Source organism: Kitasatospora sp. NPDC058063 (assembly GCF_042885395.1).
In the GTDB taxonomy this organism is placed as follows: Bacteria; Actinomycetota; Actinomycetes; order Streptomycetales; family Streptomycetaceae; genus Kitasatospora; species Kitasatospora lactacystinica.
In genome coordinates this window covers 22688-45213 of the sequence record NZ_JBHVSD010000019.1, presented here as the reverse complement: position 1 = coordinate 45213, position 22526 = coordinate 22688, and the positions used below count along the sequence as shown (strand labels likewise).

Annotated in this window: 21 protein-coding genes; 7 read left to right on the top strand and 14 right to left on the bottom strand. The window is 74.3% G+C overall.

What is annotated here, in order from left to right; translation table 11 throughout:
• Positions 1–89 precede the first annotated feature (89 nt).
• Together ACFVUY_RS28970 and ACFVUY_RS28965 are read right to left on the bottom strand one after the other, a co-directional pair.
• Complete coding sequence (locus tag ACFVUY_RS28970) at positions 90–959, bottom strand: BTAD domain-containing putative transcriptional regulator (protein ID WP_387734765.1); 870 nt, start codon at positions 957–959, stop codon at positions 90–92.
• Between the two features lie 353 nt (positions 960–1312).
• Positions 1313–2044 carry a ScbR family autoregulator-binding transcription factor gene (locus ACFVUY_RS28965; protein WP_387734762.1) on the bottom strand — a complete coding sequence of 244 codons (732 nt, stop codon included), beginning with the start codon at positions 2042–2044 and terminating at the stop codon, positions 1313–1315.
• A 320-nt stretch (positions 2045–2364) separates the two neighbouring features.
• Between ACFVUY_RS28965 and ACFVUY_RS28960 the strand changes: the two genes are divergently transcribed.
• Positions 2365–3252 carry a glycosyltransferase family 2 protein gene (locus tag ACFVUY_RS28960; protein WP_387734759.1) on the top strand — a complete coding sequence of 296 codons (888 nt, stop codon included), beginning with the start codon at positions 2365–2367 and terminating at the stop codon, positions 3250–3252.
• A gap of 90 nt (positions 3253–3342) precedes the next feature.
• On the opposite strand, the gene ACFVUY_RS28955 is transcribed toward ACFVUY_RS28960, so the two are convergent.
• From ACFVUY_RS28955 to ACFVUY_RS28940, 4 genes are all read right to left on the bottom strand, one after another.
• The gene (locus ACFVUY_RS28955; protein ID WP_387684718.1) at positions 3343–3897 is read right to left on the bottom strand and encodes a hypothetical protein; all 555 of its coding nucleotides are present in this window, start codon (positions 3895–3897) and stop codon (positions 3343–3345) included.
• 87 nt (positions 3898–3984) lie between these two features.
• A complete protein-coding gene (locus ACFVUY_RS28950) occupies positions 3985–8100 on the bottom strand; it encodes an AAA domain-containing protein (RefSeq protein ID WP_387734756.1) in 4116 nt (1371 codons plus the stop codon).
• 196 nt (positions 8101–8296) lie between these two features.
• Positions 8297–9676 (bottom strand): M14 family metallopeptidase, encoded by a 1380-nt coding sequence (locus tag ACFVUY_RS28945; protein ID WP_387734754.1) that lies wholly within the window; start codon positions 9674–9676, stop codon positions 8297–8299.
• 138 nt (positions 9677–9814) lie between these two features.
• On the bottom strand, positions 9815–11314 hold the full coding sequence (locus tag ACFVUY_RS28940) for a BTAD domain-containing putative transcriptional regulator (protein WP_387734751.1): 1500 nt from the start codon (positions 11312–11314) through the stop codon (positions 9815–9817).
• Between the two features lie 237 nt (positions 11315–11551).
• Between ACFVUY_RS28940 and ACFVUY_RS28935 the strand changes: the two genes are divergently transcribed.
• The 3 genes from ACFVUY_RS28935 (at position 11552) to ACFVUY_RS28925 (ending at position 13988) form a co-directional block, all read left to right on the top strand.
• Positions 11552–12163: a hypothetical protein gene (locus ACFVUY_RS28935; protein WP_387734749.1), complete on the top strand. Its 612-nt coding sequence runs from the start codon at positions 11552–11554 to the stop codon at positions 12161–12163.
• 225 nt (positions 12164–12388) lie between these two features.
• Positions 12389–13246 (top strand): DUF4389 domain-containing protein, encoded by an 858-nt coding sequence (locus ACFVUY_RS28930; protein WP_387734746.1) that lies wholly within the window; start codon positions 12389–12391, stop codon positions 13244–13246.
• A 109-nt stretch (positions 13247–13355) separates the two neighbouring features.
• Complete coding sequence (locus ACFVUY_RS28925) at positions 13356–13988, top strand: peptidase inhibitor family I36 protein (protein WP_387734743.1); 633 nt, start codon at positions 13356–13358, stop codon at positions 13986–13988.
• Between the two features lie 26 nt (positions 13989–14014).
• Here the strand turns inward: ACFVUY_RS28925 and ACFVUY_RS28920 are convergent, their stop codons facing one another.
• Complete coding sequence (locus ACFVUY_RS28920; protein ID WP_387734741.1) at positions 14015–14197, bottom strand: hypothetical protein; 183 nt, start codon at positions 14195–14197, stop codon at positions 14015–14017.
• A gap of 264 nt (positions 14198–14461) precedes the next feature.
• Between ACFVUY_RS28920 and ACFVUY_RS28915 the strand changes: the two genes are divergently transcribed.
• Entirely contained in the window at positions 14462–14821 is a 360-nt protein-coding gene (locus ACFVUY_RS28915) for a hypothetical protein (protein ID WP_387684734.1), read from the top strand.
• A 48-nt stretch (positions 14822–14869) separates the two neighbouring features.
• On the opposite strand, the gene ACFVUY_RS28910 is transcribed toward ACFVUY_RS28915, so the two are convergent.
• Positions 14870–15292, bottom strand: a complete 423-nt coding sequence (locus tag ACFVUY_RS28910) for a RidA family protein (protein ID WP_387684736.1) — start codon at positions 15290–15292, stop codon at positions 14870–14872.
• A gap of 227 nt (positions 15293–15519) precedes the next feature.
• Between ACFVUY_RS28910 and ACFVUY_RS28905 the strand changes: the two genes are divergently transcribed.
• Positions 15520–16146 (top strand): C40 family peptidase, encoded by a 627-nt coding sequence (locus ACFVUY_RS28905; protein WP_387684738.1) that lies wholly within the window; start codon positions 15520–15522, stop codon positions 16144–16146.
• Between the two features lie 106 nt (positions 16147–16252).
• On the opposite strand, the gene ACFVUY_RS28900 is transcribed toward ACFVUY_RS28905, so the two are convergent.
• A complete protein-coding gene (locus tag ACFVUY_RS28900) occupies positions 16253–16729 on the bottom strand; it encodes a MarR family winged helix-turn-helix transcriptional regulator (protein ID WP_387734738.1) in 477 nt (158 codons plus the stop codon).
• A 123-nt stretch (positions 16730–16852) separates the two neighbouring features.
• Here ACFVUY_RS28900 and ACFVUY_RS28895 point away from each other — a divergent pair, with 123 nt between their 5' ends.
• Positions 16853–17263 carry a VOC family protein gene (locus ACFVUY_RS28895; RefSeq protein ID WP_387734735.1) on the top strand — a complete coding sequence of 137 codons (411 nt, stop codon included), beginning with the start codon at positions 16853–16855 and terminating at the stop codon, positions 17261–17263.
• A 67-nt stretch (positions 17264–17330) separates the two neighbouring features.
• On the opposite strand, the gene ACFVUY_RS28890 is transcribed toward ACFVUY_RS28895, so the two are convergent.
• The 5 genes from ACFVUY_RS28890 to ACFVUY_RS28870 all read right to left on the bottom strand — a co-directional run bounded on the left by ACFVUY_RS28890 (position 17331) and on the right by ACFVUY_RS28870 (position 22425).
• Positions 17331–17615 carry a hypothetical protein gene (locus ACFVUY_RS28890; RefSeq protein ID WP_387734732.1) on the bottom strand — a complete coding sequence of 95 codons (285 nt, stop codon included), beginning with the start codon at positions 17613–17615 and terminating at the stop codon, positions 17331–17333.
• A gap of 175 nt (positions 17616–17790) precedes the next feature.
• The gene (thrS, locus tag ACFVUY_RS28885; RefSeq protein ID WP_387734729.1) at positions 17791–19101 is read right to left on the bottom strand and encodes a threonine--tRNA ligase; all 1311 of its coding nucleotides are present in this window, start codon (positions 19099–19101) and stop codon (positions 17791–17793) included.
• Positions 19102–19314: 213 nt separating this feature from the next.
• The gene (locus tag ACFVUY_RS28880) at positions 19315–20100 is read right to left on the bottom strand and encodes a leucine-rich repeat domain-containing protein (RefSeq protein ID WP_387734726.1); all 786 of its coding nucleotides are present in this window, start codon (positions 20098–20100) and stop codon (positions 19315–19317) included.
• Between the two features lie 128 nt (positions 20101–20228).
• Complete coding sequence (locus ACFVUY_RS28875; RefSeq protein WP_387734723.1) at positions 20229–21026, bottom strand: hypothetical protein; 798 nt, start codon at positions 21024–21026, stop codon at positions 20229–20231.
• A 109-nt stretch (positions 21027–21135) separates the two neighbouring features.
• On the bottom strand, positions 21136–22425 hold the full coding sequence (locus ACFVUY_RS28870) for a serine hydrolase domain-containing protein (RefSeq protein ID WP_387734720.1): 1290 nt from the start codon (positions 22423–22425) through the stop codon (positions 21136–21138).
• Positions 22426–22526 lie beyond the last annotated feature (101 nt).

The following is a 22526-nucleotide window of genomic DNA, read 5'->3' as shown; positions in this document are numbered from 1 at the left end:
CGACCGCCCCAGGACGGGCGCCGCGGCCTCCGGCGGCCGTCCGCGGCCGGTTCCACCGATGCGGCACCGGCTGCGGACGGCCGCCGGGTTCACCCGACCCGGCTGAACCGGGCCGCCGCCCCCGGTCCGGCGGCCATGCCCGCACCGGCGGGCTCGCGCTCCGCCGCACGATCCGCCGCGCGTTCGGGGCCGGCGAGCAGGATGGAACGCTGGAGCCGCCGCAGTCCGACCGAGGGCTCCATGCCCAACTCCCTTACCAGGGTGTTCCGCAGGCGCTGGTACGCCTCCAGCGCCTCGCCCCGGCGGCCGGAGCGGTGCAGCGCGATCATGTACTGGCCGTGCAGGCTCTCGTGGGTGCGGTAGCGGTCCACGAGCACGGTGAGTTCGGCCAGCAGCACCCGGTGCCGGCCGAGTCGCAGGTCGGCCTCGATCCGCTGGTCCAGCGCGCAGAGCCTGGTCTCCTCCAACCGCCTCGCTTCGACAGCGAGTTGGCCGCCGACCGGGACATCGGCGAAGGCCGATCCGCGCCACAGTCCGAGGGCCTCGCCAAGCAGCCGGGCCGCCGCCGGGTAGTCCTCGCCGTCCATCGCCCGGTAGCCCGTTCCGGCCAGCCGCTCGAACTCCCGCAGGTCCGTCAGCCCTGCGCCGCTGTTGAGCATGTAGCCGCCCGGCGAGGTCACCAGGACGTCCTTGGCGCAGGCCACCCCCCTCGCCGCGCCGGCCGCGGCGAGCGCCCGGTCGATGAGGTCGCGCAGTTGGAGCACGTACGTCTGCACGGTGGTGCGCGCGCTGCGCGGCGGACGGCCGGACCACAGCTCGTCGGCCAGCACCCCGGCCGGCACCACCTGGTCCGCCCGCAGCGCCAGCAGGCCCAACACTTGCCGCGGCTTCGGCGCCGACGGCACCACCGACACCCCGCACACCCGGACGTCCAGCGTCCCGAGCACCCGAATTTCCACGATGACCACCCCAATCACACGGAACGCCGCAGCCCCCTTCGCCACGGCCGGCACCCGGGTCGACACCCTGGGTCAGCTGCTACCAAGTCAAAAACAGGACGCGCGGTTTGTCAATACAAAACCGAACGTGCTGTTTGTTTTGCCTGACGCCGCTCCGTTCCGTCACTCCCGGCGCGGCTTCCGCGACACTGCGCGACCCGGTCCGACTCCGGGCCCGACTCCGGACCCAAGTCCGGGCCCGGGCCCGGGCCCGGGCAAACCAAAGGCGGCGCCGGACCCCCATGGTCCCGTCGCCGCCGGTTTCGCCTGCCCCCGCCCGGATTCCCGCAGGCGGGAGCTCCGGTGAGCCGCCGTCAGCCCACGCCGACCTCCGCCTGCGCCTCGACGCGCGCCGAACCCGCCGCAGCGCCGTCCGACTCCCCGCCCTCCGCGGCCGCACGGGCCGCCGCGGCCTCGGCCACCACCTCGGCCCCGCGGTTCGGCCCCATCCGCAGCGAACCGAGCACGCCCGGGACGGCGATGCTCGGCATCAGGTGCTGGTACAGCGCGGACACCCGCAGCTCCAGGTCCGCCCGGCCGCAGAGCTTCTGCGACTGGATCTGCACCCCGGTCCACGCGGCGACGAGCAGCCAGGCGGTGTCCGCCGGAACGACGTGCGGGAGCAGCTCGCCGCGCTCGCCGGCCGCGACCAGCAGCGCCTCGAACCGGTTGATCCAGCCGGGGATGGCGCCGCCGCCGAGGTCGTCGAAGAGGTCCTGCCCGAGCGACAGCCGGGCACCCGCGCTGAGCAGCGGGTCACGCGGCATCAGGTACGCCACCACCATCCCGGTGTCCACGAACTCCTGAAGCTTGCAGCTCCGTTCCGGAACTCCGTCCTGGACGAACTGCTCCTCCACCACGCCCTGCGCCAGATCCCGCTTCGAGGCGAAATGGAAATACACCGCACCGCGCGTCACACCGGCCCGGGAGACCACCTCTCCGATGGTCGCGCCCTCGTACCCGAACTCGTCGAAGACCGAGGCCGCCGCCTCCAGGATCAGCCGACGTGTCCGGAGCGCCCGTTCCTGCCGTACCACCGAAACCACCCCGACCTGAGCTCCCGGAAAACAAAACCAAACACCCCGTATCTTAGCTTCGCCTCACCCACGACCGACAAGACGATGTCGATGAATCCCGCCAACCACTCCCTCTCTCCACGACCCGTCAGACACCACCGTCCCGTTGGTGGCCAGAGACCTCGACCGCCCCGAGGGTTCGACGTCCGATGCCCCGCCACCTCCCCCTGAAAACCGAACGAACGGTTTCTTCCCGGCGTTCGTCTCCGTACATCCGTACAGACGTGACCTCCGAGACGGGCCGGTCGTTGCACCGGGTCTGCGGGAATCCTCGACGGAAGCGGGTGCACATGGGCCTCGGCCTGGGCGTGGTGGTGCTGACGATGGGCGACCGGCCCAGGGAACTGGGCGCGCTCCTCGACTCGGTGGCCGCCCAGGAGGGCGAGGCCGCCCGGGTCGTGGTGATCGGGCAGGGCGCCAGGCTGCCGCCGCTCCCGCCCTGGGCGGACGCGGTGGAACCGCCGAAGAACCTCGGCATCCCCGGCGGCCGCAACCTCGGCGTCCGGCGACTGCGCGAACTCGGCGGCGTGGACGTGGTGGTGAACCTGGACGACGACGGCCTGCTGCCGCGCACCGACACCTTCCGGCTGGTCCGGGAGGCCTTCGAGCGGGAACAGCGCCTCGGCGTGGTCGGCTTCCGGGTCGCGGACGCGACGGGGCGCACCCGGCGCCGCCACGTCCCCCATCCGGGCCGCTCCGGCCTGCTGCGGTCCGGCGTGCTGCGGTCCGGCGAGGTCACCACCTTCCTGGGCGGCGGCCACGCGATCCGGATGAGCGCCATCGACCGGGTCGGCGGCTTCCCGGCGCGGTTCTTCTACGCCCACGAGGAAACGGACTTCGCCTGGCGCGTCCTCGACGCGGGCTGGTCGATCCGCTACCGGGCCGACCTGCTGCTCCAGCACCCGCGCACCGACCCGGCCCGGCCCGCCGCCCACTACCGGCCGACCGCCCGCAACCAAGTGCGGCCGGCCGAGCGCCGGCTGCCCGCCGCCCTGCTGCCGCCCTACCCGGCCTCCTGGTCACTGCACGCCCTCGCCCGCCGACCGCCCGCGGCCGGGCTGCGCGCCTGGTGGTCCGGCTTCCTGGAGGACGTCCGCGCCCCGTGCCCGCCCCGACTCCCGATGCGCTGGGCCACGGTGTGGCGGATGACCCGGCTGGGACACCCCCCGGTGTTCTGACAGCAGGAGATCGGGCCGCGGGGCATCGCCGATGGCCAGGCGAACGTGACGGCCTGGCAGCTTCGCCTGCCGCCGTCCGATCCCGCTTGGCTACCAGTGCCGATCGCGCCATTCCGCCTCGGGGATGCGGCCCTCCGAGACATCACCACAGCGTTCTGCCCAGGACGGGGCGACGAGCACCGGCCGACTCAGTACGACATCCCCGGCGCGCTGGGCGCGAAGGACAACCCCCAGCGCCTCCGAGCCCGGATCCCCGTACTGGCCGCATCGCAGGTCGTACCCGCGGGTGGCCGTGTACTCGGTGAAGTCGGCTTCGAGTTCGGACGGCACGCGGCCGACCAACGACAGTGCGTCCAGTGTGACCTGCGGACCGCGCAACGCGTTGACGACCACGCAGACCAGGCGTTCGGCGTCGTAGTAGACCGTGAGGGCCGCGTTGTTCGAGGAGTGCGGGAGGTAGAAGTCGTCGCTCAGCACCTGGCCGTAGTGACGTGTGCTCTGCGCGGAAGGCTCAAGGAAGCCATCGAGTGCCTCCACCACGTCCTCGTACATCATGCCGAACCGCAGTGGGCCGACACCCACGAGCGGATCCAGCCGCCACTGAATCCGGTCGCACTCCGCAACGACCGTCTTGGCGGTAAACACTCTCCATGCTCCCATCATCGGACCGTCGCTCACAGTACTGAAGCTCGCGATCGTGCAACATCCTCGGAACGCCCGGTGCCCGCGGACTCAGCCGTCGGCTCCTCTGTCGGCTGGGTCGGCAGGGTCGTCGAGGGGCCAGGTGTCGCGGTCGCGGACGTGGTCGTAGGCGGGGAGTTCGCCGGCCAGGACGTCGAAGTGGAGCAGCGGGGCCCACAGCGCGCGGTCGCCGACCACGTACAGGCGGCGCTTGGCGCGGCTGGCCGCGACGTTCAGGAGGTGCGGGGAGCCGGCGGCCCAGGCGCGGGCGCCGGGGCGGCCCGCTCCGAGCAGCAGGACGACGACGTCGGCCTCCTTGCCCTGGGCCTTGTGGACGGTGGCGCAGCGCTCGTCCAGGAGTTCGGCGGTCCAACCGGGGAGCCGGCGGCAGGTCTCGCGGGCTTCGGCGACGAGGGCGCGGAAGGGCGCGATGATCCGCAGGCGTTCGACGGTGACGCCGTGACGGTCGAGCCGTCCCAGGAGGAAGGCGAGGGCGCGGCGGTCGCGGTCGCCCCAGGGGGCGTCGGCCGGGCGGTCGGGGTCCGGGGTGTCGAGCCAGCGGCTGGGGAGGAGGCCGTCGTGGTCGGGGTCGGGGAAGGGCTGGGGGTGGGTGCCGTGGACCATGAGGCCGCCGTACGCGACCTCGTTGCTGACGGTGAACATGGGTTCCTCGCAGCGGCGGTGGACGCGCAGCGGTGAGCCCACCCAGACCGTGTCGTCCTCCGCGCCGGTGGGGGCGGGCAGGTAGGTGCCGTAGCGGTTGACCCGGTCGGCGACGGCCTGCGCGGAGGTCGCGGAGGGCAGCCATTCCTCGTCGACGCCGTAGGCCAGCAGGAGCCTGCGCTGCAGGGCGGTCGGCATGGTGACGACGGGTTCCAGCTGGAGCGGGTCGCCGACGAGGACGGCGCGGCGGGCGCGCCAGAGGGCGCCGACGGCGGCCTGCGGGGTGGCCTGGCCGGCCTCGTCGACGAGGATCCAGCCGATGGAGCCGCGGCCGAGGCGGGCGAACATGCTGCCGATCGAGGAGAAGGTGGTGGAGATGACCGGGACGAGGAGGAAGAGGGTCTGCCAGGCCTGCAGGACCTGCTCGTCGGGGACGGGTCCGCCGCCGCCCGCCATGAGTTCCACCAGGACCTGGAGGTTGCCGCGGATCCGCTTGGCCGTGTTGGCGACCAGGGCGCGGTGCAGGTCGAGGGCGCGCAGGAAGAGGTCGCTGCGGGCGGTGCTCCAGGCCTCGTCGGCCCACGGGGCGCCGAGTTCCTGCGCGTGGTCGCCGAGTTGCGGCCAGTCGAGGGGCAGCGAGGGGAGATCGGCGGCGGCCGCGCGCAGGGCCCGGTGGGCGGCGTCGAGTTCGGCGCCGGCGGCCTCCAGGTCGCTCCGGGCGGACCGGGCCCCGTACCGGGCCTGCTCGACGTCCGCGCGGGCCGCCGACTCCGCGGCCCGGGCGGCCTCCTGGTCGGCGCGGGCGCGGACGGCCCTGGTCTCGGCCTCGGTGACGGCGGTGATGGTGCGGGCGGTCAGGTCGGCCGCGAGGCCTTCCGCACGGGTGCAGCGGGCGACGTGGTCGTGGGCGTCCTCCAGCGCGGTGCGCTGCTGGACGAGCTGGGCGAGGAGGTCGCTCCGGCTGCGTTCGCGGTGCTCCTCGGCGGCCTGGCGTTCGGCACCGCTCTGCAGCAGGCGGCGCAGCCCGCCGCGCAGACCCGGCTGCGCGCCGGGGGGCTCGTCGTGGAGGGCCGTCAGGACGCCGACCTGCCGGCGGTGCTGGTCGGCGCGTTCGCGGGCGGCGGCCAGGGTGGCCCGGGCGTCGGCGAGGGCCTCGCGGGCCCGCGGGACGCACTCGGCGGCGGCCCGGTGCGCGGCTTCGGCGGCATGGGTGGCGGTGCGGGCCGTCTCGACGGCCCGCACCGCGGCGGCGCGGCGGGCCTCGGCGGCGGCCGCACGGTCGTCGGCACGGGCGACGGCGGCGCGCAGGGCGTCGAGGCGGGGGTGGACCCGGTCCGCCCGGGAGTCCGCGAGGACGGCGGCGAGGCGGACGCGTTCGGCGCGCAGGCGCTCGACCTCGGCCTGGGCGGCCCTGAAGGCGGCGACGGCCTCGGGCCAGGAGGGTACGGGCTGGGCGGGAGCCTGGACTTCGGGAGTGGGAGGGGGAGTTGGGGCGGCGGCGGCCGGGGCCGTGACCGCCGCCAGGCGAAGGTCACGCGGGGTCCGGGCGGGCCTGGGCACACTGGGCGGCACCCAGTCGCCGAGGACGGCGTTCATGCCGCGCAGCGGCGGGAGCCCGGCGTCGGCGCGGGCCGCGGACTCGTCCTCGGGCAGGCGGCCCCACCAGAAGCGCTCGGTGAACCTGGTCCGGTTGGTCTTGTTGCCGAGGACGGCGGCGACCAGCCCCCAGGCGGGCGCGCCGCCGAGCAGGGCGGAGGCGAGGTCGGAGAAGTGGTCGGGGCCGTCGTGCCAGTGTGCGTCGAGGGCGTCGGCGCCGGGCAGTTCGGCGGTGATGTTCTCCACCGCGCCGTTGTTGGAGGAGGTGACCACGATCTCGCGGCCGGCGAGCCGCGGGTCGAGGGCGGAGACGAAGCGCGGGTGGACGCCATGACGGTCCTTGCCCCGCCAGGCACGGCCGACGAACGCCTCCTCGGGCCTCCGGTAACCGGCCATCACGGCGGCGCGTTCGACCACGAGGGCGGCGACCAGGTCGCGGAGCATGGTGGTCTTGCCGGTGCCGGGCGGGCCGTTGACGGAGAACAGGCCACCGGCGTCGGTGCTCGCGGCGGCGGCCTCCGTGCTTCCGGCGCCGGCCCCGGCGCTGCCCCCGGCCCCGGCGCTGCTCCCGGCCCCGGCGCGGTCCGCGAGCATGCGGTTGACCGCGAACTGCTGGCTGAGCGCCAGCGGGTACCGCGCCTTGGCGGGCCAGCGTCCGGCGGGGACGAGAGCCGGGTCGACGCCGGCCAGGACGGCGAGCCGGTCCTCCCGCAGATCGGTGCGGGCGTCGACCGGGATGTCCCGGCGACCGGTCAGGTAGGCCTCCAGGGCGGGGCCGAGGCCTGCCGCCCGCAGGCCCCCGTCCCCGAGCGCGGCACGGACCCGGGCGAGGTCGGGCGGCAGGAGACTGTTGAGGAACGGCTGCGCGGCGGTGGGCTTGGCCTTCGGGTCGCGCGGGCGGTGCACCAGCCGGCTCCGGACCCGGATCACCCGCGGGTCCAAGTGCTCCTCGACGCCGCAGAGATGGGCGATCTGGGCGGTCAGGGCGACGAGGTCGGCGAGCGCGACCGGGCGCGGGCCGGTGTCCTCCGCCGTCTCCGTCTCCTCCGCCTCCGCCGTCTCCGCCGTCTCCGCCGTCTCCTCGGCAGGCGGCCGCGGCGCGGCGGACGGGGAACCCCCACCCGCGCCCTGCTGGTCCGGACGGCGGGTCGCCGCCCAGTCGGCGACGCGCCGCACCAGCGGCTCCGTCGCCCCCCGCACCGCGGCCCCGGCGACCTCACCGAACAGCGCACCGACCGCCGCCACCGCCGCGCCGCCCAGGATCTCCGCGATCAGCTGCTGCCAGCTGCGAACGGCCTCCTCCCCGTCCCCCGCGGGCAGGTCCGCCAGGAAGTCGGGCCCCGGCGCGTACGGAATCGGCGTGGCGGTCAGCCGCCCCACCGCGACCTCGAACGCCTCACCCAACTCCTCGAAGCCGTCCAGCCACCCGGACGCCGACGGCCCCGGGTCGAACAGCCGGCCCGTCGCCCACCCGCACGCGGAAACCACCGAGGTGTCCTCGACCGGCCGCCCGTGCTCGTCCAGGACGAGGGCGAACATCGCGCTCTTCCCCGACAGCACCAACTCCTCGTCCGGCACCCCCGGGTCCGGGTCGGTCCCCTTCGGCAGAACGGCGATCATCGCCTGCCGCAACAGCTCCAGGTCGTACACCCCGCCGTACACCTCGTGCCGCCACACCATCCCCCGCGGCGCCCGCCGGGCAGCCGTCTCCGGATGCTCCGGTGCCCACGGCAGCAGCAGCGCCGGCCGGCCCGCCGCCGGCGTCACGTCGACGGTGATCGCGTCGGAGGCCCGGGGACGGCCGGCCCGGCGCTTCCGCGGTACCTCCGGTATCGGCGGCGGGCTGAACAGCTCGACCGCCCGCCAGCACTCCAGCAGGTCCCCCGCGCGCCCGTCCCTGTCCCGCACCCCGTAGCCCCCTGTGTCGAACCCACGGCGCGAAGCCGCTTCGTGTGCCGATCAACCGGCGGGCAGAATCTACCGGACTGCGGGCAGGTAGGCCGAGTGTCCGACCCGCGCAACCACAGGCGCCGGCTGCGGGATGATCCCGCAGCCGGCGCCGGGCCGTGACGTGCGCGGCGCGACCCGTACCGATGAGGCCCGGTCAGGCCGAGATGCCGCAGTACTGCTGCTGCTTGCCGATCGCGCGGTAGACGCAGTCGGCCGTCTCCACCAGGCGCAGGACCGCTTCGCGGTTGCGGCTGGTCTCGCGGCCGATCACCTCGTCGGGCGGGTAGAAGCCGCCGCCGCTGCCGCTCTCGCCGGGGTACATCTCGAAGGTGTAGGCGAAGATCCGCTGGGCGCCCCACAGCCAGTCGTCGATCGCCCCGTCGGTGATGTAGAGGTCGCTCGACTGTTCGGGCGTGTAGCCGTTGGTGGCCGCCATGCCGCGGCCGAGGGTGGCGAAGGTGTTGTACTCGTCGGCGGTCATGCCCGTGGCGGTTTCGGCGGTGGTCCAGCCGAACGGCCAGAGGACCAGTTCGCTGTAGGTGTGGAAGTCGATGGCGGCGGTGATCTGCTGCTTGCCGTCGACGACCCGGCTGCGGACGAAGTCGGCGACGACCTTGGTCTCCTTGGCGGACTCCGGCGCGCTGCCCCGGTACGTCTCGTTGGAGGTGGAGCCGGAGGAGCCGCCGCAGCAGCCCCACTTGTAGTTCCAGTTGCGGTTGAGGTCGGTGCCGACGCTGTTGCTGCCGCTGTTGGGCTGGCGGTCCTTGCGCCAGCTGCGGTAGCGGCCGGTGGCGATGTCGTACTCGCCGCCGTCCGGGTTGAGGTCGGGGATCACCCAGATCTCGCGGCTGTTGACGGCGTTGGCGATGCGGCTGTCGGTGGCGTACTTGTCGCCGAACTCGTGGAGCAGGTAGAGCGCCATCTCGACGGTGAGGTGTTCGCGGGCGTGCTGGTGGGCGGTGAACAGCACCTCGGGTTCGTTCTCGTCGGTGCCGACGTTGTCGCTGATCTTCACCGCGACGATCGGGCGGCCCTCGTAGGAGGTGCCGATGACGCGCTTGCTCATGATGTCCGGGTGGGCGGCGACCACCGCGTCGATGTCGGCGGTGGCCTCGGCGTAGTTGTGGTAGCCGGAGTCGGCCTGCGGGAAGTCGTACACCGGGCCGGCCAGGCCTTCGTCGCCGGGTTCGGCGCCGTAGCGGGGGCCGGGCAGTGCGACGGGCGACCAGCCGAGAGCCCGCAGCCGGGCGGCTTCGGCGGCGGTGGCGGTGACCACCACCGCTTCGGGCAGGACGGCGTCGACGGAGACGCCGGTGGCGGCGACGGCGGTGCGTTCGGCGACGGTGCGGGGACCGTCGAGGCGGTACTGCCGTGCGGTGTCGCTGCCGGTGCCGGTGTCGATGCCGAAACCGGTGACGGGCGCGGGGGTCGGCGGGCGGTCGGGGGCGGCCTGGGCGGTGAGCGGGGTGGCGAGGGCGAGGGCCAGCAGCACGGCGGTGGCCGCGGCGGGCTTCCCTCGGCGGGGCAGTCGCATGACTGTCCTCCTGTGGGTGTCCGTGGGGGCGGAACGGTGGAGGAGGTTCGGCGCGCGCCAGCTTGATGGTCCGCCAGTGTCATGGGTTCGTCAAGGCGTTGGAAAGTCCGGACCTGGCCGCGTATCGGCCCGAACGACTCAGGAGGCCGGACGGGTCCCACAGGTCGCCAGGCTGCACCAGCGACGCCGGCCGCTCGCATCCAGGAAGAGCCAGCCGCAGCCGGTGCTGGGGCAGTGGCGGACGGTGAACCGGCGCGGGTCGGCGAGCAGTTCGCCGGCCGCGCGGGCGGCGGCGTACAGCGGCAGCCGCAGGCCGGCCGACGGCGGCAGTCGCCAGTGCGCCAGGCCGTCCTCGCCCCGGATGAGGACCGCCGACCGCCCGGCCTCCTGCACCACCGCCGCCACCGCCCCGAAGGCGGCGCCGTCCTGCGGGTCGGTCAGGCACGCGTGGAGGGCCGACCGGAACGCGCGGGCGTCGGCGAGCACCCCGGCGGCCTCCGCGGGCCGCTCCGCCGCCCGGCGGAGCAGCGCCTCGACGACCGGTCCGTCGGCGAGGTCGTGGTGGCCGGCCCAGACCGCGAGCGTGGGGTAGCCGCGCAGCCAGTCCGACCCAGGGGTCGGCACGCCGGTCGGATCGGCGCCCCAGCCGGCGTAGGTGTTGCAGAACTCCAGCGCCGGATGGCCGCCCGCGCTCCACGGCAGCCACTGATCGCCGACCCGCACCGCGTACAGCGGCGCCGGAGGGCGGTCCAGCCGGGGGTCGGCCCGCAGGATGCGGTCGTGCAGGGCGGCGAGTTCGGCCCCTGGCTCCACACCGGCGCCGTCCATCAGCAAGCGCCGGGTGCGGCGGTAGAGGGCCAGCGCCTCGACCTGCCGGCCGGCCCGGTAGAGGGCGGTCATCAGGGCGAGGACGAGGCGCTCGCGGGACAGCAGGTCGTCGGCGGGGAAGCCGGACTGGGGCCCGGCGGGCGCGGAGCCGTCGGCTGCGAGCGGCCCATCGGTGGCGGGCGCCCCGGCCGAGGGCGCGGCCGAAGAGGGTACGGCCGAAGAGGGTACGGCCGACAACGGCGCGGCCAAGGCGGGCAGGGCCAAGGAGGGCGCAGCCAGATCGGCCAGCACCTGCTCGTGCCGGCCCATGGCGAGCAGGATCTCGGCCCGCTGCTCCAGGGCGGACAGTCGCAGCTCGGCCAGCCGGCGCCCGAGCCGTCCGCGCAGCGCCTCGTCGACGACGTCCGCGAGCAGCGGCCCGCGCCACAGCGCGAGCGCCCGGTTGTGGCAGCGCAGCCGTTCGCCGGGGTCGCCGGTGGCGGCCGCCCGGGCGGTCAGGTCGAGGAACTCCCGTACGTCGACGGCGTGTTGGCCGGGAACGAGGGCATACCCGTCGTGCCGGGTCCCGATCACCACCCCGTACGGGCGCAGCCGGGCCCGCAGCCGCCCGACGTACGTGTGGACGGTGCCGCGGGCCGAGCCGGGCGGGTTTCCGCTCCAGAGCAGGTCGATCAGCCGGTCGGTGGTGACGACCCGGCCGTCCTCCAGCAGGAGGACGGCCAGCAGGGCCCGCTCCTGACGGCGGCTGCCGGCCAGGACGGATTCACCCTCGTGGCTGGCCTCGAACGAACCGAGCAGTCGAAACTCCATGGCGGGCCACCTTAGGGCCCGGGCGGCCCGGCGAGGAGGCGCGCGCAGGCCACGATCTCCTCACGGTGCCCGCCGACGGCCGGCCGTGACCGGCGATCCGGGCGCGGTCAGGTCCGCGGGTCGCCCACGCGCGGGCGCAGGGCGGGCGGCTGCCCTGGGCTCGTGGTGAGAATCCGGTCAGGGGTGCCTGCCAGGCTGGGCCCCCGAACGCCCGGCACCTCACCAGAAGGACCGATCATGCGACGAATCCTGTTCAACGCCGCGTCCACCGCGCTGGCAGCCGCCATCGCCGCTACCCTGACCGGCCCGGCGGCCGCCGCTTCCAGCGCCGCGGCCGGCCCGTCCGGCTCGCCCGCTCCCGCCATCACCGACGGCGCCGCCGATCCCGCCGATCCCGCCGGGGCCGTCACCGGTCGGGGCGGGTGGGAGCCGTGGCCCTCGCCGGTGTTCGACCTCCCGGCCGGCTCCCGCTGCGACTTCCCCGTGCACATGGAGGCCGTCGTCGACGAGGTGCAGCGGCGGGTCCTGGAGTTCGCCCCCGACGGCACCACCGTGCGACGCGCCGCCTTCCGGGGCGCGCTCGTCCTGCGGCTCACCAACACGACCACCGGCGCCTCGTACGACGCGGACGCCGGCGGCCGGTCCGTCGTCGACTACCGCCCCGACACCTCCCAGACCTGGCACGCCCGCGGCCCGATCCTGCTCGGCGTCGGCGCCGGCGCGGGCAACCTGCCCCGCGACCTCTACACCGTCGACGGCGTCTACACCATCGACATCAGCGCGACCGGCTACCGGACGCTGACCTTCGAGCACGGCTCGGCCGAACCGCTCTGCGCGAAGATCGCCTGAATCCGTAGGAGCGTCCGCGCGCCACGCGCACGGCGCCACCGGCCGGCGGTAGCCCTCCATCTTGCCCCTCGGGTCGGCCACGCCGCGCCACGCCGGGCCGCACCGGCCGACTGGCCCGTCCGGCGCAGCGTGACGCGCGGGACGGGCGGGTTGCTGCGATCTTCGGAGGGCACCCGGCCGCGCCCGACCGCCGGGTCCCGTCGTCCCGAGACCGTGGAGGCCCGGATGTGGCAGGCTCCCCCCGCCCCCGTCAGCCGCGAGTGGCTCCCGGTGCTGGACATGCCGGCGCCCGGTCCGCAGAACCGCTGGACGGTGCTGCTGCGCGCGCTGCTGCTGATCCCCCAGTTCGTGGTGGTGTGGGTGCTGTCGGTGGTGGCGTTCCTGGTCACCGTCGTCGGCTGGTTCGGTGCGCTGGTGCTCGGCCGGCTGCCCGGTTTCGTGGCGGACTACCTCACGGTGTTCATCCCGTACGACACCCGCGTCACCGCGTACATGATGCTCACCGTGGACCGCTATCCGCCGTTCCGCTTCGAGGTCCCCGACTATCCGGTGCAGGTCGGGCTGCGGCCGGGTGAGCTGAACCGGCTCGCCGTGCTGTTCCGCATCTTCCTCGTCATCCCGGCCGCGATCGTGCAGGGCCTGGTGTACGCGGGCTGGTGGACGGTGTCGTTCGTCCTCTGGCTGGTGGTGCTGGTCCTCGGCCGGATGCCGCAGCCGCTGTACGAGGCGACGACCGCGATCCTGCGCTACCGGATGCGTTTCACCTCCTACCTGGTGATGGTCTCGTCCGCCTACCCCAAGCGCCTGTTCGGCGACGAGCCGGGCAGTGAGCCGGCCGGGCCGGCCTCGGCCACCCGCCCGCTGGTCCTGGGTGGCGCCGGGCGCGGCCTGCTCGTCCTCTTCCTGATCATCGGCCTGGCCTCCTCGGCGACGGGCTCGGTCACCGCCTCGGTGAACTCGGACGACGACAACGACGACGAGGGCTCCCACCCGGCCCGGCACGTCGTCGCGCCCCTGGTGCCGCGCGCCTCCGACCGGGCCCGCGACTCCGGTCGGCTCGGCGAGGGCGCCCGCGAGTCGTAGGTTCGCCCGTTCAGGGGGCGCGCACGCACCGGCGCGCCAATGCCGCGTACGCGCCGTCTGATCGAGAGAGCGAGGTTACCGGCGGTATCTGCACGGCTACGTTTGGCATATGACGCACTCTCGACTCCGCCGACTCCTCGTCCGCACAGCCGGGGCCCTCGTGCTCCTGGCCGCGCCCCTCGGGGCGCAGGCCGCCGCCGCGCACAGCCCGGCCGGGGACCGGAGAGCCATCATCACCGCACTCGGCGACCGCGACCGTGACGCACTCCAGCAGTCGGTGGACGCCCAGCTCGCCGCGGGCAAGGGCGGCAAGCAGACCGCCGCCAACGAGATCACCTACCCCGACGGCGCGGTGATGGTGCTCCCACTGCCCGGGCAGCCGCAGGCACCGCCGTGGAGCGGCGACCACCACCGCCGCACCGCCCGGAGCCCGGACTGGAAGAACTGCCCGACCCCGGCCACCGAGCCGTCCTACTACTGCTTCTACGCCGACAGGAACTGGGGCGGCCGCCGGCTCCAGTTCAACCTCTTCCACGAGGACGCCGCCGTGTACTTCACCGACTACGGGTTCCGCGACCAGGCGAGCAGCTGGGTGAACACGGCGCGCGGACTGGAGGTGATCGTGGACAACGACCCGGGCGACGGCCAGTGGCAGATGCTCTGGAAGGAGCCGGCGGTGTCACTGTCCGCGTCGGTCGCGTACGACAACATGGCCGACCGGTTCTGGGCGGTCAGGCAGTAGCCACCGGCCGCGCCGCCGGCCACTGGCTACCGGCCGGCGGCCGAGGCCGGGGGTGAGACCGCGCCGGTGGGGACCGGCTCCGGCGTGACCGTGATGTAGGTCGGCGCCGGAGCGGTCTGCCGGGAGTCCGCCGTGTACCAGCCGGCGCCGAACGCGACGATGCCCAGCAGAAGGCCCCCGAGGACCAGCGTGAGGATGTGCTGCTTCATGGCCCAAGGGTAGGGGTGGAGCGGCCAACTTCCTTGCAGCCACGGCTCGCTGAGCCTGCCAGCCGTCAACCGGGATTGACGCCCCGGCAGGCTCTGCGCGCACCGCAGCGCGTCGAACCCGACGTCACCCACATGAGCGCATTGCGCCGCCCCGCGGAATCGATCTGCTTCGTGTGCGGCAGAAACCCCCCGCGACGGAAGCCCTCCGTCGACGTCCGCACCCGCACCCGCACCCGCACCCGCACCCGCACCAGGAGACCCACCATGCGACTGGCCCTGTCCCTCCGCGCCGTTCTCGCCGTTCTCGCGCTGGTCGGCGGAACGGTGGTGGTGACCGCGACCCCCGCCACCGCGGCGACCTGCCCGCACAGCGACTCGCCCAAGATCGACGGCGCGGAGGCCACCTGGACCCTGAAGTGCAAGAACGTCGAGGGAGTCGAGTCGCTGTACGTCGACGGGTGGGTGGAGGACACCCGGGCCGACGGGATGTGCGCGACGGTCACGATCGCCGCCGACAGCAAGAGCTACCCGGAGGAGGTGCAGGCCTGCGGCTCCGGGACGCGTGAGCAGATCCACAAGTTCTACACCGGCCGGAGCGCCACGGTGAGGCTCAGCGTGCGCTGATGACCGGTTGACCGGCCGGGGGCGGGCCGACGGCCGGGTCAGGTCAGGTCAGGAAGCGTCGGGCCCGGAGGGCAGCACGGCCACGGCCTCCACTTCCACCAGCTGGTCGTGGTACCCGAGCACCGTGACGCCGAGCAGGGTGCTCGGGGCGTCGTGCTCCCCCATGTAGGCGCGGTAGACGTTCCACACCTTCACCAGGTCGGCCTGGTCGCCGGAGGCCACGTACACGGTCGTCCGGGCGATGTCGGTGAGGGCCGCACCGTTGTCCTCCAGCACGGCTATCAGGTTCCGCATCACCTGGTGGGCCTGGCCCTCGAAGTCGCCGACGGCGACCGTCCGGCCCTCCTCGTCCAGCGGGCAGGCCCCGGCCAGCCAGAGCGAGCGGGCCGGGGCGTCGACCTCCGCCGCGTAGGCGTAGTCCACCGCCCTGGTCAGCCGCGTGGAGCGGATCAGCTTGACGGCGCTGCTCATGTGGTCCTCCGACAGTCCCGACCGAACGTTCGCGCCCATCGTTGGCGTCTCCTGAACGACCGTCAAACCATTTACCGGCGAACCCCCCTCCACTTCGGCGTTCTTGCGTCGGCGATTCACCGTTGCGGGTGATGGCGGACCGGCCCGCCGCAACGGAATCCTGGTGGTTGCGCCCGGGCACCACGCCCCCGGACGCCCAGCCACCTCCAGCACCGGGAGGCACCGCCATGGAGCCCCAACCGTCCGACCGTGACCAGACCTCCGGCGTCCGTCGGCGCCGCATGCTCGGCCTCGCGCTCGGGGCGGGCCTCGTCCCGGCGCTCGGCCCGGCCGCCCAGGCGGCGTCCGACGCCCCGCCCGGGACGGCCCGGTCGCTGCCCGCGGCCGCGCTGGGCCGCCGGGTCGCCGACGTGGCCGCGAGCCAGCTCGGCGTGCCGTACGCCTGGGGCGGCGGCGACCGGCTGGGCGCGAGCCTCGGCTTCTGCGACGAGGAGAACGGCTGGCTGAACGGCGTGTGCATGGGCGAGAAGACGGTCGGCTTCGACTGCAGCGGCCTCTCGCTCTACTGCTGGTACCGGGCCAGCCACGGCATCGTAGAGCTCGGGCACTACACCGTCGCGCAGTTCAACCTCGGCGCCCCGGTGGAGCGCGACGCGCTCGCCCCGGGCGACCTGCTGTTCTTCTCCCGCCCCGACGCCCCCCTGCACCACGTCGGGATCCACGTCGGCGAGGGCGCGATGATCCACGCCGAGCGGACGGGCACCCTGGTCGCCCGGGTCGAGAACGTGCTCGACGTGCCGCGCTGGGCAGGCGAGTTCGCCGGCGCCCGCCGCCCGGGGCAACCCCCGGCCTGACGTGACCGGCCCGAAGCGGCCGACCTGAAGCGGCCACCCGACGCGACCGGCCCGAAGCGGCCGACGCGATGCCACCGCCCCGACCGGCCCCACGCCCGCCCCACGGTCACAGGCCGCCGCGCCACTCCCCCGTCCCGTGGTGCACCCGCAGCAGCAGTTCCTGCAGCACCTGCCGCTCCCCCGCGTCCAGCGGCGCGAGCACGGCGTCCTGCACCGCCCGCGCCTGCGCCTCCAGGTCGGCGAGCAGCGCCCGTCCTGCATCGGTGACCGAGACCGAGACCCTCCGCCGGTCGGCCTGGTCCCTGGCGCGTTCGACGTACCCGGCGGCGGCGAGCCGGTCGGCGACCTTGGCCAGGTCGCTCGGGTCGATGGCCAGCCGCCGCACCAGGTCCCGCTGGGCCTGCGGGCCGAAGTCGGCGAGTGCGGCCAGCACCGCCATGTCCCAGAGCCGCAGGCCGCGTTCGGCCAGCAGCTCGGCGAGGCGGCCGCGCGCCGCCTTGCCGATCCGGGAGAGCAGGTAGGTGCTGAGGTCCAGCAGGGTCGGGGGGAGTTCGGTGGCGGGGTGCGGGTTCTCGGAGGCCATGGCGGCAGTCTAGGGTCTCTCCCTATAGTGGGTTGCACCCCATCAACTCGGGAACCGGCGGAACCACCCCCGCACCGCCCCCGCACCGCCGCTCTCTCCGCCCCCTTTGCCAGGAGTTCGCCCGTGGACGCCCCGTACCCCCGCCTGCTCGTCACCCGCTTCGCCGAGTGCTTCGCCTTCTACCGCGCGGTCCTCCCGGCGCTCACCGGCGCCACCCTGGCCAAGGGCGCGCCCGCGGGCCCGTACGCCAACTGGGACCTCGCCGACCGCAGCTGCCTTGCCCTCTTCGACCGATCCGCGATGGCCGCGACCCTCGGCGTCGCCGAGCTCCCCGCCCACCCCGCCGCACCCTCGCAGGACACCGCGATGCTGGTCCTCCGGGTGGACGACGTGGACGGCGCACTCGGCCTCTGCCTGCGCCACGGCGGCACCCCCGTCACCCCGCCGACCGACCGCCCGGAGTGGGGCCCCACCCTGCGCAGCGCCCATCTGCGCGATCCGGACGGCCACGTGATCGAGCTCCAGTCCTACTGACCGGCCCCGCCGCACGGGGCTTGCGCCTCGTGCGGCGCGGTCGGCCGGCGGACCGCCCCGACCGGGCCTACTCCATCGGCAGCGACGGGTGGCCGGCCGGCCCGTAGGCCTCGAATCCTCCTCCGGCCTGCGCGAGTTGATCGGCCCGGAAGTCCGAGGAGCAGGCCCGCCCGAGAGCCTGCGTGGCGGTGTCGGCGCCCGGGACGTGCCCGAGCACCGCGGCACAGTACTGGACGGCGGGGCTGGGCAGCGGGCGGAGCTCTGCCGAGCCTGCCGGGGTGGCGGCCACCGCTCCGGCGAGGGCGAGACAGCCGGCCAGGGCGGGAACGGCGAGGCCGTGTGGGATGCGCATCGGGAGTACCTCCGTACGGGTGGGGACAGCGGCGGCCGCGGACTCGGCCGCCCGGCCCATTCGACGGGCGGCCGCCACCCTCGGCCCGACCGACACACCGCACACCGCACTAGTCGTACGTATGCCACGAACGGCCCCACCGAGGCCCCGCGGGCGGGCGTCCGAGGCCGGGGCCCTACGGCCGCCGGGAGGCGTCCTCCGCCCACAGTTCCGCGTCGCACGCCGCCACCAGCGCGCCGATCCGCGCCCACGCCTCCTCAGCCGGCAGCGGCTCCAGCCGCCGGCCGTCCCGCAACCGCAGCGCGACCCGGTCGTCCACGGCCTCCTTCGCCCCGATCACCGCCTGGTACGGCACCAGCCGGGCCTCGCGGATCCGGGCGCCCAGGGTTCCGTGCTCGGGCCCGGCGACCTCGGCGCGCAGGCCGAGGTCCAGACAGCGCTGCCGGAACCGTTCGGCCTGCGGCAGTTCGGCCTCGGAGACGGGCAGCAGCACCACCTGGACGGGCGCGAGCCAGGCCGGGAACGCGCCCCCGTACAGCTCGATCAGGTGGGCGACCACCCGCTCGACGCTGCCGATCACGCTGCGGTGCACCATCACCGGGCGGTGCTTGGCGCCGTCCGCGCCGATGTAGTGCAGGTTGAACCGCTCCGGCTGGTGGAAGTCGATCTGCACGGTGGAGAGGGTGAACTCACGGCCGGCGCCGTCGGCGATCTGCACGTCGATCTTGGGCCCGTAGAACGCCGCCTCGCCCTCCGCCGCCTCGAACGGCACCCCGGAGCGCTCCAGCACCTCGGTGAGCAGGGCGACGGCACGCTCCCAGAGCGCCGGGTCCGCCACGTACTTGCCGCCCGCGCCGGGCAGCGAGAGCCGGTAGCGGACCGGGACGACGCCCAGTGCCCGGTGCGCCTCGCGGATCAGCTCCAGTGCGGCGACGGCCTCGTCGGCCGCCTGCTCCGGGGTGCAGAAAATGTGGGCGTCGTTCAGCTGGATCGCCCGGACCCTGGTCAGCCCGCCCAGCACCCCGGACAGCTCGGAGCGGTACATGCCGCCCAACTCCGCCATGCGCAGCGGCAGTTCCCGGTAGCTGTGGGAGCGTGAGCGGTAGATCAGCGCGTGGTGCGGACAGAGGCTGGGGCGCAGCACCATCTCCTCGGCGCCCAGTTCCATGGGCGGGAACATGTCCTCGCGGTAGTGCGCCCAGTGGCCGGAGATCTCGTACAGCTCGCGTTTGCCGAGCACCGGGGAGTAAACGTGGCGGTAGCCGGCCCGGCGCTCGCGGCCGCGGATGAACTCCTCCAGGGAGTGCCGGATCGCGGCGCCGTCGGGGAGCCAGTACGGCAGGCCTGAGCCCATCAGCGGGTCGGTGTCGAACAGGTCGAGTTCGCGGCCGAGCCTGCGGTGGTCGTGCATCGGGCGGTCGTGCGGGGCCTGGTCGTGCGGGGCGTCGTCGTGCGGGGGGCGGTTGTGCGAGGGGTGGCCGTTCATGGCGGTGGTCTCCACTCGGGTGGGCGGGCGAGTGGGTCCGGGAACGGCGAAGCCCCGGGGCACTCGCCCCGGGGCTTCGAACTGGGTCAGCAGTCAGCGCGCCGGGACTCTCTCCGGCGTCGTCGTGGCGAGTGCAGCGCGCTTCATGCGTTCCACGGTAACAGCTCCGCACTGTCGGCGGTGATCTTTTCACCCGGGCCGGAGCCCGGCCGTTCAGAAGAGCGTCACGCACCCGCGCGCGGCCAGCGCCGCCAGCAGCCGGCCCGGCGGCCGCACCTCGTTCCACCGCAGGTCCAGCTTCTCCAGTGCGGGCAGCGCGCCCGGATCGGTCAGCCAGTCGGGCAGTTCGGTGATCCGGTTGCCGCGCAGGTCGAGGCGGCGCAGCTGCGGGAGCCCGGCGAGCGCGGCGGGCAGTTCGGTGAGGGCGTTCTCCCGGAGCTCCAGCTCGCGCAGCCCGGCGAGCCGACCGACCGACTCCGGCAGATCGGTCAACTCGTTCCCGCGCAGCCAAAGTTCGCGCAGCGCACCGAGTTCGCCGATCGCCTCCGGCAGAGCGGTGAGCCGGTTGTGCTGCGCGCGCAGCTCGATCAGCGAGGCCAGGTCGCCGATGGTGGACGGGAGTTCGGTGAGCAGGTTCTCGCCGACGTTGAGGTAGCGCAGCGCGGTGAGCCGTCCGAGCGCCTCGGGCAGGACGGTCAGCGCGTTGTCGTGCAGGTAGAGGAAGTCCCGGAGGCCGGTGAGGTCGCAGAGCTCGGCGGGCAGCGCGGCGAGCCGGTTGTGCCCGAGGTCGAGGGTCCGCAGAACACTCAACCGGCCGATACCGGAAGGGAGTTCACTGATACCGGTCTCGGCGAGGATGAGCACGGTCAGCTCGGCGCGGTCCCACACCTCTGTCGGCACCTCGTCGAGCGGCCGACGCCAGAGGTTGAGCGTCACATCGGCCGAACCCACCATGTCCGTAGCACCCACCGTGTCCGTCGTACCCGCCATGTCCGTCATGCCTGCGCCGTCTTCCGTCCCCGCCGTCACGCGCGCCCCTCTCCGATGCCGATGATGCGTGCATCACCGTACGCAGTCGGGCCACCGAGCGGAACTCCGGCGTCCCGAGCCCGGTCTCGGCGCGCGGGTCAGGTCGCGGGCGGGAGCTGGGACGCGGCCACCAGCCCGGCCACCGTCCGGAGCCTGGCGAAGTACTCGCGGCAGTACTGCTCGTCGATCAGGGGCACGATCTTGTCGAGGTCGGCGATGCGGTGCCAGAGGTCGGAGATGCCGCGGTCGTCGAATCCGCCGCCCTGTTCCCGGAACACGGCGGAGGCGACGGCGTCCTCCAGGAGGATCAGGCACACCCCCGCGATGTCCACCCCGAGGAAGCTCCTGGGGAACGGCGCCCGCCGGTGCTCCTCCCACAGCCGGTCGATCCGCTCCCGGGCCGGCTCCTCGTCCGTGGCCCCGCCGGCTGCGTCCGCCGCCACGGGCGGGCGGAGGAGCGCGGACACGGCGTCGAAGACCGCGCGCACCAGCTGGACGGCCCGCGACGGGGGCACGGCGCCGGTCGTCACGGTGCCCCGCGCGAGCTCGTCGCGCAGTCGCAAGCTCGCCTCGATCTCGGTGACGAGCCCGGGCCCGAGGAGCCCTTCGGCGCCGGCCCGTCCGATCAGTTCCCGGAGCGGCTCCTCGACGGCCAGTCGTTCGACGAGGACCTGTTCCAGGGCGAACAGCGCGTGGGTGACGGCAACGGTGGCGAACTCGTACCGGTAGTAGGAGTGCCGGATGAGCTCGCGGGAGGTCTCCAGCGCGCCCATGACGCCCATCGCGGCTCCGGCGGGCACCTCCAGACCGGCGACCAGGTCCTGCATCCCCGGATAGTCCGGGGCGACGGACCAGGCGCGGGGATCCTGGGCAGGGGACAGCGGCGAGGGGATCACCGGTGCATTCTCACCGTCGACGGAGGCCGGAGCCACCGGTTTTCCCGGGCGCCCGGCCCCGGGCCGTCGGCCGCCCGCCGGAAGGAAACGGCACCGCTCCGGCAGGCGGTCAGCCCAGCCTCGGCACCATGGCGGCCGGACCCTGCAACGCCGGCCCCTGCACCGCCGGGCCCACCGCCTTCCCCGTCCCCACCCCTGCCGCTGCCCCTGTCCCGCAGAAGGACTGCTCCAGGAAGCCGGCCTCCGCCTGCATCTGCGCGACGACCTGTGCCTGGTCGCCGCGCGGGGTGACGGACAGCGACACCTGCCGGTCGCCCGAGCTCCACAGCTGGGTGCTGTACCCGGGCACCGAGCCGTCGTGCCCGTAGACCGGACCGCAGGAGAGCTGCCAGCGGGCCAGCCCGAGCCCGTAGCCCAGCCCGGTCGGCATGCCCTCGATCACGATCGGGGTCGTCGTGGTCATCTCCTTCAGCAGCGCCGGCGGCAGCAGCCGGCCGCCCAGCAGGGCCTTCTCGAAGCGGTTCAGGTCGCCCAGGGTGGAGATCACCTCCCCTGCCGAGTTCGCCCAGGTGACGCTCGCCACCGTCACGTCCCGGTCGCCGCGGTCCTCCGGGCCGGGGCCCTCGGACAGCGTCCAGTAGCCGTGCGCGTGCGGGCCCCGGATGCCGGTGGCCGTACCCGGGAAGTACGTGCCGGTCAGGCCGAGCGGGCGCAGGATGCGCGCGGTGGCCTCCTGGGCGTAGCCGTGCCCGGTCACCCTCTCGATGATCATGCCGAGCAGGGTGTAGTTGACGTTGGAGTAGCCGTACCCGGTGCCCGGCGGGAACTTGGGCGCGTGCGCCGCCGAAGAGGCCACCACCTGGGCCGGGGTGATGTGCCGGGTCAGGCCGCCCTGGTCCAGCCAGTTCCGGACGGCCGCCGGGTCGCTCCAGTCGGGGAAGACCCCGCCCTTCCCGTTGGTGGAGTCCCAGAGTCCGGAGCGATGGCTCAGCAGCTGCCAGACGGTGATGCGGTCGCCGTTCGGGACCAGCCCGGGCAGGTGCCGCTCGACCGGGTCGTCCAGGCCGATCCGCCCCTCCCCGACCAGTTGCAGCACCGTGGTGGCGATGAACATCTTGGTGACGCTGCCGGCCCGGAACCGCCCGTCCGTGCGCAGCGGTGCGCCGGTGGCCAGGTCGGAGACTCCGGACGCCCCGCGCCAGGTGCCGTTCCCGTCCCGGACCTCCGCGATCGCCCCGACGGCGCCGGCGTCGGTCAGCGCCCGCAGGGCCGCCGCCCGCGGGTCGCCGGGGCCCGGCCGTCCGTCGGCGGCCCCGGCCGCACCCGCCGGGACCAGCGGCCCGGCCAGTGCCAGACAGACCGCCCCCACCAGCCCGGAGACAAACGTACGCCGTGCCATGCGACCCCACCTTCGCCGTCGGCGAGCACTCCCTCGCCCTCGACGCCCAGCCTCGCCGCTGCCCTGACGGTCGGTCGTCCTCCGCCGGAAGGAGCCGGTCG